Annotated in this window: 11 protein-coding genes; 8 read left to right on the forward strand and 3 right to left on the reverse strand. The window is 53.0% G+C overall.

The genetic code is table 11. The features are described from left to right. Nucleotides 1–1,647, reverse strand: a complete 1,647-nt coding sequence (locus ACT3TY_RS09150) for a bifunctional metallophosphatase/5'-nucleotidase (RefSeq protein WP_444627982.1) — start codon at nt 1,645–1,647, stop codon at nt 1–3. A 305-nt stretch (nt 1,648–1,952) separates the two neighbouring features. Here ACT3TY_RS09150 and fdhF point away from each other — a divergent pair, with 305 nt between their 5' ends. Together fdhF and ACT3TY_RS09160 are read left to right on the forward strand one after the other, a co-directional pair. Further along, nucleotides 1,953–4,934, forward strand: coding sequence for a formate dehydrogenase subunit alpha (gene fdhF, locus ACT3TY_RS09155; RefSeq protein ID WP_444627983.1), 2,982 nt, complete (start codon nt 1,953–1,955; stop codon nt 4,932–4,934). Next, a complete protein-coding gene (locus ACT3TY_RS09160; RefSeq protein WP_444627984.1) occupies nt 4,934–5,467 on the forward strand; it encodes a DUF1641 domain-containing protein in 534 nt (177 codons plus the stop codon). Before fdhF ends, ACT3TY_RS09160 begins: the two co-directional genes overlap by 1 nt. A gap of 45 nt (nt 5,468–5,512) precedes the next feature. Here ACT3TY_RS09160 and ACT3TY_RS09165 read toward each other — a convergent pair whose 3' ends face one another. Further along, on the reverse strand, nt 5,513–6,511 hold the full coding sequence (locus ACT3TY_RS09165) for a mechanosensitive ion channel family protein (protein WP_444627985.1): 999 nt from the start codon (nt 6,509–6,511) through the stop codon (nt 5,513–5,515). A gap of 487 nt (nt 6,512–6,998) precedes the next feature. On the opposite strand from ACT3TY_RS09165, the gene ACT3TY_RS09170 reads away from it, so the two are divergent. From ACT3TY_RS09170 to ACT3TY_RS09185, 4 genes are all read left to right on the forward strand, one after another. Continuing rightward, nucleotides 6,999–8,162, forward strand: coding sequence for a glycosyltransferase family 4 protein (locus tag ACT3TY_RS09170; protein WP_444627986.1), 1,164 nt, complete (start codon nt 6,999–7,001; stop codon nt 8,160–8,162). Further along, nucleotides 8,125–8,664: a phosphatase PAP2 family protein gene (locus tag ACT3TY_RS09175; RefSeq protein ID WP_444627987.1), complete on the forward strand. Its 540-nt coding sequence runs from the start codon at nt 8,125–8,127 to the stop codon at nt 8,662–8,664. The genes ACT3TY_RS09170 and ACT3TY_RS09175 overlap by 38 nt, the downstream gene beginning before the upstream one ends. A 114-nt stretch (nt 8,665–8,778) precedes the next feature. Beyond that, the gene (locus ACT3TY_RS09180; protein ID WP_444627988.1) at nt 8,779–9,114 is read left to right on the forward strand and encodes a hypothetical protein; all 336 of its coding nucleotides are present in this window, start codon (nt 8,779–8,781) and stop codon (nt 9,112–9,114) included. Nucleotides 9,115–9,132: 18 nt separating this feature from the next. Continuing rightward, on the forward strand, nt 9,133–10,224 hold the full coding sequence (locus ACT3TY_RS09185; RefSeq protein ID WP_444627989.1) for a sodium/glutamate symporter: 1,092 nt from the start codon (nt 9,133–9,135) through the stop codon (nt 10,222–10,224). 100 nt (nt 10,225–10,324) lie between these two features. Here the strand turns inward: ACT3TY_RS09185 and ACT3TY_RS09190 are convergent, their stop codons facing one another. Then, a complete protein-coding gene (locus ACT3TY_RS09190) occupies nt 10,325–10,495 on the reverse strand; it encodes a hypothetical protein (RefSeq protein WP_441678142.1) in 171 nt (56 codons plus the stop codon). Nucleotides 10,496–11,221: 726 nt separating this feature from the next. On the opposite strand from ACT3TY_RS09190, the gene ACT3TY_RS09195 reads away from it, so the two are divergent. Next, nucleotides 11,222–11,353 (forward strand): entericidin A/B family lipoprotein, encoded by a 132-nt coding sequence (locus ACT3TY_RS09195; RefSeq protein WP_087108872.1) that lies wholly within the window; start codon nt 11,222–11,224, stop codon nt 11,351–11,353. Nucleotides 11,354–11,358: 5 nt separating this feature from the next. Then, nucleotides 11,359–11,895, forward strand: a complete 537-nt coding sequence (locus tag ACT3TY_RS09200) for an alpha/beta fold hydrolase (protein ID WP_441678140.1) — start codon at nt 11,359–11,361, stop codon at nt 11,893–11,895. The last annotated feature ends 13 nt before the right edge of the window (nt 11,896–11,908 follow it).

Here is an 11,908-nt window from a genome sequence, read left to right on the forward strand (position 1 = left end):
TTAATGCTGGCGAGCCTGGTCAGTGATGCGCCCTTCAACCTGATAACCCACGTCACCTAACGAAACCATATAGTCGCGCAGCATCTCCCAGTCGGTATTGCCGACAATGGTGCTGCGCTCATCATCATAGGCGGCTTCTAACGCGGTATGGCTGTCGCCACCAGCTGCGGTAAAATGGTTGGTGGCGATGGTGTAGGTACTTTCAGGGTCTACCGGCTGCAACATGCCATTCTGCGTCACCTTCAGGCTTACAACGCGCTCACCAACGGGCTGGCGGCTGTCATACACCAACTCGGTACCGTTCGACACCTGCAGGAAACCGCCGTTTTCATCCGGGGCATTTGCCAGTCCAATCTCGAACGTTTCCAAAAGCTCCGCGCCCGTCACGCTCACCAGCGCCAGTCGATTGCCAAACGGCTGCACGGCAACCAGCTCACCCACACTCACATCACCCTGGGCGATGGGCTCACGAATACCGCCGCTATTTTGAATGGCCAGCACGGTTTCCGGGTTCACCCGGCGGGCAGCAGCAAGCTGACCATCGGCAATCAGATTGCCCAGCGCCGTTTCATCGGCACGGACGCTTTTTTCATCACCATTGCCGTGGCGCGGGTTGGGCAGGGCTGAAACCACCCGAGCGCCCACCAGCGTATCGCGTACTTCTTCAATTTTCGCGGTATACGGCGCCAAGAGGGCGGCAGCTTCGGCGTCTGGCTCGCGCTCGGCGGAGGCAAGCAGCTCCCCGTTGGCCTCCAGTACGTTGCCATTATCATCGAACGTTACCTGCATGACGCCCAGATGCTGACCGTACTCGCCTGCCTGACCAATCACGGTGGGTGCCATCGGCTCGCCCCGGTCGTTTTCGGTCAGCATAACAGGGGCTTGCAAGTGAGTATGGCTGTGCCCACCGATGATCACGTCCACCCCCTCCACGTGCTGGGCAAGTAACAGGTCGTTGCCCATACTCGGGTCGCTGTCGTAACCCAGGTGAGTAAGCGCGACGATCTTATTGACCCCTTGGGCTTCAAACGCTTCCACCATCGCCTCAGCGGCCGCCCTATAATCGTCAATAGCTACCTTACCAGGGCTGGAGACGGTCTCGCTGCCTTGCGTGCTTAGCCCGAAGATGCCGATTCGCTCGCCACCTTGCTCTACCACAATGCCATCGTAAAGGTGGCCAGGCTTAGGCTTATGTTCGGGCTCGGCACCGATCGAATCACCGAGTAGCTCGGCAAACTCCGGCGAGGTAGAGAAATCCAGATTCGCGCCCACAATAGGAAAGTCTGCGGCAGCAAAGAAGGCCGCAAGAGCCTGATGCCCCTCTTCCGGATCGCCCAGGTCGAACTCATGGTTACCGGGCACGAACGCGTCATAGCCCATCAGGTTCATGAACTCGACGGCGTCTTGCCCTTGGTATTCGGTGAAATAGAGCGTACCCGAAAAGATATCCCCAGCGTCCAGCAGCAAGCCATCGCCGAACCGCTCGCGCGCCTCGTCCAGCGTGGTGATGAGCTGAGGGTAGTGGTCGGTACGTCCGTGCAGGTCATTGGTATGAAAAATGGTCAGCGTATAGGGCGCAGCATACGCCGAGGTAGTCAGCAGCCCCGCCGCTATCCCTAGCGCAATACTGTGAGGAATAAGACGCATCAGTATGGTTCCTTTTATATAAGCGTTATAGCAAAACGATAGCGTGCCCTAAAAGCCTGACAAATTGGTGACGGCAGAGAGCACCCCGCCATGCCCTTACGGTAACCAACGGCAGCTTCCGCGTCATGAAATACGCCGTTGGGCCGTTAAAAAACACGTCTCTGGCACGCTTTAACTTAAGTTCAATCCCGGGCCGCCCGCTTTTACAACCCTCCCCCCTTGACTACCTTTTGACCAATACATCTGCGCATTAAAGAGGACTGATACCAGGATAAAAAACAAGGGATCCATGGAGGAATGCCCACATGAACCGACCGTGCACGATTACGTTTGATGATAAAACATTAACCGGCAACGCCGATGAACCGCTAATCGACTTTCTAAAAGCCCAAGGCATTAACTTACCCAGCGTCTGCTATCACCCCTCCCTGGGGCCTATCGAAACCTGCGATACGTGCTGGGTTAATGTTAACGGCGAGATAAAACGAGGCTGTACGCTGCGTACCGAAGAGGGTCTTAACGTTTCCAGCCAAGACAGAGAGGCCGAAGCCGCTCGCCATGAAGGAATGGATCGCTTGTTAGCCAAGCACGAGCTTTACTGCACCGTATGCGAGAACAACAATGGCGACTGCACGGTGCACAATGCACTGGTAGAAATGCAGATACCCATCCAGCGCTACGAATTCACGCCCAAGCCTCATGAAAAGGATACTTCTAGCCCTTTCTACACCTACGACCCGGACCAGTGCATTCTGTGCGGCCAATGCGTGGAAGCGTGCCAAAACGTCGAAGTTAATGAGACGCTGAGCATCGACTTTTCCAGCGAAAACCCGCGCGTACTCTGGGATGGTGGCGAAAAGATCAACGACTCAAGCTGCGTACATTGCGGCCACTGTGTAACGGTTTGTCCGTGTAATGCGCTGCAGGAAAACAGCATGTACGGCCAGACAGGCCCGCTGACCGCACTGCCCTGGTCGCTTAAACGGCCGATGATTGAAATAGTCAAGGAAGTCGAAAACACCACCAGCGCCATACCCATCACCGGTGTTTCAGAACTGGATGCCGCTTTGCGCGAGCCGGGCATCAAACGTACAAAAACGGTATGCACCTACTGCGGTGTAGGCTGCGCGTTTGAGATGTGGACCCGTGATCGCAACATTCTTAAGGTTCAGCCCACGCCAGATGCCCCGGCTAACGGTATCTCCACCTGCATCAAGGGCAAATTTGCCTGGGACTTTGTAAACAGTGAAAAACGCCTCACGACACCGCTGATTCGGGAAAAGGGTCAGTTCCGTGAAGCCAGTTGGGACGAAGCACTGGATCTGGTGGCGAGCCAACTGATAAGCGTGCGCGACACCCACGGCCCACAGAGCGTGGGCTTTATTGGCTCCAGTAAAGCCAGCAACGAAGAGGCCTACCTAACGCAGAAAATTGCCCGGCTGATTATTGGCACCAACAGCGTGGATAACTCATCCCGCTACTGCCAAAACCCGGCGACTAAAGGGCTTTTCCGCACTGTGGGTTACGGTGGCGACGCCGGTACCATCAAGGACATAGAGCAGGCTGAAGTAGTGGTGCTGGTAGGCAGTAATACCGCCGAAAACCACCCAGTGATTGCCTCGCGCATCAAGTCCTCACAGAAGCTGCATGGCCAAAAGCTGGTGGTGTTCGACCCGCGCAAACATGAAATGGCCGAGCGGGCGAATCTTTTCATGCGCCCCAATGTCAGCACCGATTTAATCTGGGCGTCGGCGCTATCACGCTATATGTTCGATAACGACCTGGCCGACCATGAATTCCTCGGGCGCTGGGTCAATAACGTCGATGAGTATCGTGAATCGCTGACGCCGTTTACGCTTGATTTTGCCGAGCAGAAAACCGGCATTCCCAAACAGCAATTGATTGAGGCCGCTGAATTAATCGGCCGGGCAAAACGTGTCTGCCTGCTATGGGCCATGGGAATTACGCAGCATAGCCACGGTTCGGATACCAGCACCGCGCTTTCCAACTTGCTGCTGGTCACTGGTAACTACGGCAAGCCGGGTACCGGCGGTTATCCCATGCGCGGTCATAATAACGTGCAAGGCGCCAGCGACTTTGGCTGCTTGCGCAACATGTACCCAGGCTATGAAAAGGTCACCGATGAAGATGCCCGTAAACGGTGGGCCAAAGGTTGGGGCGTTAAGCCTGAACAGCTCTCCAGTGAAATCGGTTATGGCAACTTCCTGATGGTGCAAGCCGCCGCCGAGGACAAGCTTAAAGCCATGTACATTATTGGCGAGGAAACGGCCTTCTCCGACTCCAATACCCATAACGTCCATTCCGCATTTGAAAGCCTCGACTTTATGGTCGTGCAGGACATGTTTTTAAGCCGTACCGCTGAGTTTGCCGATGTCGTGCTGCCCGCCTGCCCCAGCGTCGAGAAAGACGGCTCCTTTGTTAATACCGAGCGGCGTATTCAGCGCTTCTACCAAGTGCTTGACCCACTGGGCGATAGCCGCCCGGACTGGCGTATTTTAACGGACCTTGCCGCGCAAATGGGCCACGACTGGGGCTATAACCACCCCTCCGAGATCATGGCAGAGTGCGCATCTATATCCCCCATGTTCGCCGGGGTCAGCTACGAGCGCCTGGAAGGCTGGAAGTCGTTGCTCTGGCCGGTTGCCGAGGACGGCACCGATACGCCACTGCTGTATACCGATGGATTTCCGACGGAGGATGGCAAAGCTAGCCTGTTTCCACTGGAGTGGAAAGAGCCTTCAGAGGCCTCGGATAAAGAGTACGACCTGATGTTGAACAACGGTCGTCTGTTGGAACAGTTTCAGGGAACCAATCAGACTGGCCGCTCGCCGGGTATTTGTGACCAGGTAGCCCATGGGTTTGTTGAAGTTAGCCCCGAGCTTGCCGCCGAGCGCGGGATCGAAGACGGCACATGGGTCAAGATAGCTTCACGTCGGGATAGCATTGAGTTTCCAGCTATCGTCACCGAGCGTGCCGCAGGAAAAACTCTTTTTATGCCCATTCACTTCGGCAAACTGGGGGTTAACTCGCTGACCGGCGAACATAACGACCCCGATGTGCAAACACCTGCCTATAAGGAAGTTGCCGTAAAGCTTGAAGTGCTCGACAAACACACCGCCCTCCCGCTCCCCAGTAACAACTACCGCTACGGCCACCGTACGCCCAATAAGGGCGTTGCGGTCGAGGTCAAATGGGCAAAGGATGACTACCAGCTTCCGCCTGCCCAGCTTCCGCCTGCCCAGCAAACCAATCCGAGGAAAATGTGATGGCCGAACGAATTTCCTACGACGTGCCGCCGCCTACTATCGGCCCGGATGCTCAGGAGGAACTTGATAGGCTGGTGCAAACGCTCCATGAGCACGGTCTGCTGCGGTTTGCCAATGACATGGTTGCCTCTAATCATGAGCTAATGCGTATTGCGGTAGACGGGTTAAATAAACCCGGCTCGCTTAACACTATTCAGAACTTATCGGTCATCGTGATGACGCTTTCAACGCTACCACCAGATCGGTTTTACCAAGTGATGTTTGCGCTTAAAGAGGGAATTGAGCAGGTTGGCAACCATCGCCATGAGGACAAGGCCAAGCACAAGGAGCAAGCACGAAGCCAGGACAAAGAGAAAGAAGAAAAAGACAGCGCCCCCGGCATCACCGGGGTGTATCACATGCTCAAAGATGACGAGCTGTGGTATGCCCTTAAACCGATTCTGGCAGGCCTGCGGGCTTTTTCCGAGCGGCTGGACCAGCCCATAGATAAACCGGTGACGGATTTCACCGGCAAGCCTACCGAAGGGCCTTAAACATATTGCTTAAGGCTGTGTAGGGTTATTAACGGTGGCGTGAGTTTAATCCTTCTCAAGATAGACAGTCCGAGAGGGAAAGGCAAAATCGGCGTCATGACCATGCACGATGGTAATGATATTAAGGTAGATATCTTGCTGGATCGCCAGCCATTCAGCCCATTTCGTGGTCCTGGTAAAACCATAGACCATAATATTGAGTGAGGAATCCGCAAATTCGTTGAAGTAGACGAGGAGAGTCTGCGTGAAATCAATGCCGTCGTGCTTCTGAAGCATCGCGCGAATATCGTTGACGACGGCGGCAACCTTGTCAGCATCCTCGTACCTGAGGCCGATCGTAGTACTGATGCGCCTGTTACGCATCTGCCCCGGATTTTCGACGCTGATCGTTGAGAAAACGGAGTTAGGGACGAAGAGCGGGCGGTTATCGAAGGTGATGATCTTCGTCATTCTCCAACCGATTTCCTCGACGGTACCCTCAATATTACGGTCCGGAGACCGAATCCAGTCACCAAACTTGAAGGGGCGGTCGAAATAGAGCATCACGCCGGAGAAAACATTGCCTAGAACATCCCGTCCGGCAATACCGATGGCGATACCGCCGAAGCCGCCAAAGGCCAAGAGGCCTGAAAAGCTCAGGCCCAGATGTTCACCGAACAAAAGCAGTAACACCAGCACCATTGCAAGTTTAAGGATGCGGGCGATGCTTGTGGCCGAGGTTTTATCACTTCCCTTCGTTACCTGAGCGGCCGTCAGGCGGTTGATCAGCAGGAAGGTTTGCTGCATGGCAGTTAGACCAATAGCTACCAAGGTCAGGTCGTCAATGATGTCTGGCTTTATGGCGGAGACCTTCCTGTCGACCAGTATCTGATTGATGGTCTTATTAAGAGTCAGCAGGAAACCCGCATTCGCGGCGAACAGAACAACGTGAACGGAAATGCTGTGGGACCAGCTCTTTCTTTTCCGCATGATAAAACCGGAGGCCAGCGCGACCGTCAGAAAAGCTATCAAGAGCCCCGCATTTATCCAGTCGTTGATCATCATGTTTCCGTTCCTTGTTCCAGGAGCCGCCAATTTCGCCCAGCTTCATCGCCATGTAAAACCAGTGTTCATTCATGAATACCCATCCAAGCATAGCAAATCTTCTTTATTAAAACGTCATTAGAGCCTAATAAAACATACCACTTCTTAGCAACGCACTACCAATATGCTCAAGCAACATCACAGAACGTAGTGGCATGCGCCCACGGCCCTTTTTAGTTGTCCGTGAAAACCCTATTGTCCTAATAACACTGCAGCACACCCAACGGTAAAAAAAATAGCCAACGAATCTTTTATTATAAAATTCCTCTTTCAGTTGCTTTTATCAGGTTGTAATCTATTAATAATAACGCCGTTAAAAAGCAGGCCTATCAATAAGTAAATAAACGGCGATTGATATTTATGTCACTAGTTTTTCACTGTCCTGACTTGGCAATGTCATCGTTACCGGCCACACTAAGTTAAAATATGATTAAGGGGCGTATCGTTTATGCGGCTATGTATTGTGAGTGAAACGTGGTCACCCGATATTAATGGCGTTGCGCACACGCTAAGCCGCATTAACCACGAACTGCACCAGCAGGGCGTAACGGTCGACGTGATTCGCCCGCGCCCCAAAGTACCCGGAAGTGCTACGCATATAGCCCAGGAAATGCAGGTTAAATCTGTCGCTTTACCTGGCTATGCGGAAGTACAGGTAGGCTTGGTAACGCCCGCTAAGCTGCGCCGTTTCTGGCGTAAGTACCGTCCTGATACGATCTATCTTGCTACCCAAGGCCCGCTTGGCTGGGCGGCACGACATGCGGCGAGGCAACTCAATATTCCTCTGGTGGCGGGCTGGCATACCAACTTTGACCACTACTGCCACGATTACGGTGTGTCGTGGTTATCCTCTGCCACGCGGCGCTATTTACGCTACTTTCATAATGGTTGTACCACCACGCTGGTCCCCACCCATTTACAAGCCGAGACGCTACGCCGCCAAGGCATTCACGGTGTTAAGGTGCTGTCGCGCGGGATCGACGGAGAGTGCTTTTCACCCGCTTTTCGTGATAGCGCGTTACGCCGTCAATGGGGAGTGAGTGACCATCAGCCCGTGGCCATTTATGTCGGTCGTTTAGCCGCTGAGAAAAACCTCACGCTACTCCAGGAAACACTGCAAGCCATGCGTGAAGTGCGCCCGGATATGGCCCAGGTCATTGTGGGCGATGGCCCAGCGCGTACGCAGCTTGAAAAGGCGCTACCTGATGCACACTTCACCGGGTTCATCGATAAACATGAATTAGCCCGCCACTATGCTAGCGCCGATATCTTTGTCTTCCCTTCGCTGTCAGAAACCTGGGGCAATGTGATTACAGAAGCCATGGCCAGTGGTCTGGCTGTTGTGGCCTATCGATACGCAGCAAGCGCTGAACTGATCGAAAATGATCAAAACGGAATGACGATAGCGCTTGATGATGGCGACGCGTTTCAGCAAGCAGCGGTCGAGCTTTGCCAACACCCCGCCGACTATGCACGGCTAGGGCGTGTTGCGCGCCTTCGCGCACTTGAGCAAAGCTGGTCGGGCATTGCAGACCAGTTTATGCAGTACCTTCAGCAAGCCCAGGAGAATTACCATGCGTCCGCGCCCGCTTGTCGTATTCGATCGTCTTGATTTACTGGAGTGGCGCCTCTGTCAGCGGGTGACACGACTCAATCTGTTTCGCCCGTGGCGAATTCTCTTGCAAGCCGCCAGCCGAATAGGTGACTGGCCTATCTGGGTACTGCTGATAGCCGCTCAGCCTTGGCTACAACCGGATGGAACCTGGCGTATGGTTCAATACACCAGCATCGCACTGCTGGCGATGGCGGCTTATCGCTTAATCAAAACGCGCCTGTGCCGCGAGCGGCCTTTTATCACCTACCTTGGGGGCGTGCATTGCGGGGAGCCTGCGCGTGACCGTTACAGTTTCCCCAGTGGCCACACCATGCATGCAATGATGTTCAGCGTACTGGTGGCAGTCCATACGCCGTGGTTGCTTCCTTTAGTAGTGCCTTTGGCCTTACTGATTGCGGTTTCTCGTGTTGGGCTTGGATTACACTACATTAGCGATGTTCTTGCAGGCGCCGCTATGGGTTATGGCTTTGCTCTACTTAGCCTCTATTGGGCAGGCTAAACATTAACTATTCGCCAATTTAACCACGACGCACTACGTTAAAACCAACCCTGTCATTTACTTGGTCTTGTGAAGACGGCATACGCCCTCTCGCATTCATTAAGGAGTGATGTGATGACCATGACGGTTGGTGAGCTTTTTATTGCACTGGTGATTATCTCTCTCGCGCTCGTCGCAAGTAATGCGCTGCGGCTTCGGATTGGCTGGCTACGTAGGCTATTCTTACCCAGTTCCGTCATTGCTGGTCTTGTGCTTTTATTGATGGGCCCAGACGTTATCGGACGCTTGCTGCCTACTTTTTTTGAAGAAAGCCCCGGTCTTTTCCCCACGTATGTACAAGAGAGCTGGTCTGCGCTACCTGGCCTTTTGATCAACGTGGTATTTGCTGCCCTCTTTATCGGTAAAACGATTCCTGGCATTCGTACTATTTGGCTGCGCGCAGGCCCCTAGGTCGTTGTTGGACAAACAATGGCGTGGGGCCAATACGTGGTGGGTCTGACGCTGGCGCTGTTGATACTTGCCCCCTTGTTTAATATGAACCCCATGGCGGGTGCCCTTATTGAAATTGGCTTTGAAGGCGGCCATGGTACGGCCGCTGGCATGGCCGATACGTTCTCTGACCTGGGGTTTGAAGAAGGCGCTGACCTTGCACTTGGTCTCGCCACCGTGGGCATTGTTTCCGGTGTACTCATTGGCACGCTCATGATTAACATTGCCGCGCGCCGCAACATCATTACGCCCAGCAACGAGAACGATGAACCTGATGACATGATCCGTGAGGACAGTCGTCCTTCTACTGAAGAGTTTAGCGAATTTAAAAAAGACCTCATGCATGAAGCAGGAACCACTGACCCGCTTAGCCTGCATATTGGGTTGGTGGGCATTGCCATTTTAATAGGTTGGCTGCTGCTCTCTGGCCTGCAGTGGGTTGAGCAAGCCACTTGGGCAAGCAATGGAGGTCTTGAGATATTAGCGCACGTGCCGCTATTTCCTATCGCGATGATTGGCGGCGTCATCGTCCAGTTAGTGATCACGCGCTTTGGCCTGGAGCACCATGTTTCCACACGTACCATGGCGCGAATTGCTGGCACCGCGCTTGATTTCACCATTGTCGCTGCACTTGCCACGCTGTCACTCACCACCCTGGGGGAATACTTCCTGCCCTTTTTACTGCTTGCCGTCGCCGGCATTGCTTGGGGGTTATTCGTTCTTATCGTGATTGCCCCCCGAGTGATTCCAGAAGGCTGGTTTGAGCGAGGCATTGGAGACTTTGGGCAATCCATGGGGGTCACAGTGACGGGCTTATTGCTGATGAGAATGGCTGACCCCAGCAATAAATCCGGCGCGCTTGAGAGCTTTGGCTATAAGCAGCTCATGTTTGAACCGGTAGTAGGTGGTGGGTTATTTACCGCCGCTGCTTTGCCCTTGATAGGCGAGTTTGGTGCGCTCGCCATACTGGGCTTTTCAGCTATTTTAACCGTCGGCTGGTTAGTCTTTGGCCTGCTGTACTTCGGACGCATGGTGCCCGACAGAGGCCGTGGCCGCTGGCAGAAAAAGTAGCCCGCCGCGTTATGCTCACCCCAAACGATCATGCCCACTTGCGTGGGCATGATCGTTTGTGTACGTATTCTTTTTAGAACGCGCCGTTGGGCGGTAACCATCAAATATCAGGCGGCATATCTTCGCGATCTTCTATTGTGATCATAAAAGAGGTTTTAAACATCATGTATAACCCGATAGCTGAAAATCCCAAGAACAGCACAAACATGCATAACATCAATCCCATCGCCATAACGCTTGTCCCTGAAATGCGCGGCTGCTGCATTGGCATGTTCTAACCGCTTAGATTTAGTATGCTGCAAGGATAGACTATATCGGTGGCTTCATCTGTACAAAGCTTGTGCAAATTATAATTAATAAACAAAACTTTATAATTTTCAATGGCTTAAAAAATACGCAACGCAAAAAGACCACACCGCTTACGCGAAATGGTCGTTTTGCATCTCTGCCGATCCTTGGCTTCGACGATTGGCATATCCTTACGCCAATACATATGAGCGGATGAGTGTCCTTTAACGTCCTGTTCTCTACTTGGCTCCTGCCTTCCCTTGTTTCCTATCAATCCGCTCATGTTGTTCCTACTCATAATACTGCAGGCTTTAGGCCAACTGCCAGAAAATAAACAAAAAGCCAACAAAATCAAAAATTTGTAATAAAAACACTTTCCTAAAAACAACGAAAAACTCTCTTTAACCGTGTGCAAAAAAGGCACATGCGACAAAAATACCTGCTCATCGAATGGTCACCGTGACACCAATCACCACTTGGGAAGCTGAACGTTTGGCTATTGCTCACTTTATTTCGGCAAAAACGTACTACTTCTTACCCTAACGTGTTATTGCTGGCTAATATAAAGAGAAGGCAAGATACTTCGAAGGCGCGCTTGGTATGGGCTACTGCGTTGCTGATGGCAGCCTTACTGTTTTATGCAAGAATGGTTTTACGCAGGACTGTTTCTACTCACGACTATTTCTGATCAACAAGAAGGGATCATTCAATGAAACGCACATGGGCGATGGGTGTAGTGCTATTAACCACACTGCTGGCGATCAGCGGTTGTAATACGATTCATGGCGCGGGAGAGGATATCTCGGAAGGCGGCCAGGCGATTGAAAGAGCAGCGGAATAACCATAATGATGACCGTCTATCTTTCACACGGCCTGGAAAGCGGGCCCGGTGCCTTGAAAATTCAGGCACTCAAAGGGATCGCCGAAACGCTCGATGATTGTGAGCCGGTCGTTATGGATTACCGTGGCATGGCAGAGCCCCCCAGGCGGCTGGATCACCTGTTGGATACTCTGTCAAAACGCAATGATAATCCCGCAGCGTGTGTGCTAGCGGGTTCTAGCTTGGGAGGATGGCTGAGCGCTGCGGTTAGCGCTCAGCATCCCCTTTTAGGTTGTTTTTTACTTGCCCCTGCGCTTGGCTTACCGGCGTACCCTGAAACCTCGCCGATGATTCAGGCTCAGCTTACCCATATCATCCACGGCTGGCAGGATGATGTCGTGCTGCCCGGCCCCGTTATTGAACGCGCCCGATTACAGCAACTCTCGTTACGGATGGTCGATGACGACCATCGTCTTCACGCTAGCCTGGACACCATACTGAGCGACTTTGAGCGTTTTCTAACGCAGTGCCAAGCGCTTACCAAGCAATCAATGCTCGTTTAGCGCGCACAGTGGC

The sequence above is a fragment of the Halomonas sp. AOP22-C1-8 genome (genome assembly GCF_052378905.1).
Taxonomy (GTDB): domain Bacteria; phylum Pseudomonadota; class Gammaproteobacteria; order Pseudomonadales; family Halomonadaceae; genus Vreelandella; species Vreelandella citrativorans.

Coding starts and splice junctions, on each gene's coding strand:
- ACT3TY_RS09150 (WP_444627982.1), bottom strand. CDS start 1,647: ATGCGTCTTATTCCTCACAGTATTGCGCTAGGGATAGCGGCGGGGCTG.
- fdhF (WP_444627983.1), top strand. CDS start 1,953: ATGAACCGACCGTGCACGATTACGTTTGATGATAAAACATTAACCGGC.
- ACT3TY_RS09160 (WP_444627984.1), top strand. CDS start 4,934: ATGGCCGAACGAATTTCCTACGACGTGCCGCCGCCTACTATCGGCCCG.
- ACT3TY_RS09165 (WP_444627985.1), bottom strand. CDS start 6,511: ATGATGATCAACGACTGGATAAATGCGGGGCTCTTGATAGCTTTTCTG.
- ACT3TY_RS09170 (WP_444627986.1), top strand. CDS start 6,999: ATGCGGCTATGTATTGTGAGTGAAACGTGGTCACCCGATATTAATGGC.
- ACT3TY_RS09175 (WP_444627987.1), top strand. CDS start 8,125: ATGCGTCCGCGCCCGCTTGTCGTATTCGATCGTCTTGATTTACTGGAG.
- ACT3TY_RS09180 (WP_444627988.1), top strand. CDS start 8,779: ATGACCATGACGGTTGGTGAGCTTTTTATTGCACTGGTGATTATCTCT.
- ACT3TY_RS09185 (WP_444627989.1), top strand. CDS start 9,133: ATGGCGTGGGGCCAATACGTGGTGGGTCTGACGCTGGCGCTGTTGATA.
- ACT3TY_RS09190 (WP_441678142.1), bottom strand. CDS start 10,495: ATGCCAATGCAGCAGCCGCGCATTTCAGGGACAAGCGTTATGGCGATG.
- ACT3TY_RS09195 (WP_087108872.1), top strand. CDS start 11,222: ATGAAACGCACATGGGCGATGGGTGTAGTGCTATTAACCACACTGCTG.
- ACT3TY_RS09200 (WP_441678140.1), top strand. CDS start 11,359: ATGATGACCGTCTATCTTTCACACGGCCTGGAAAGCGGGCCCGGTGCC.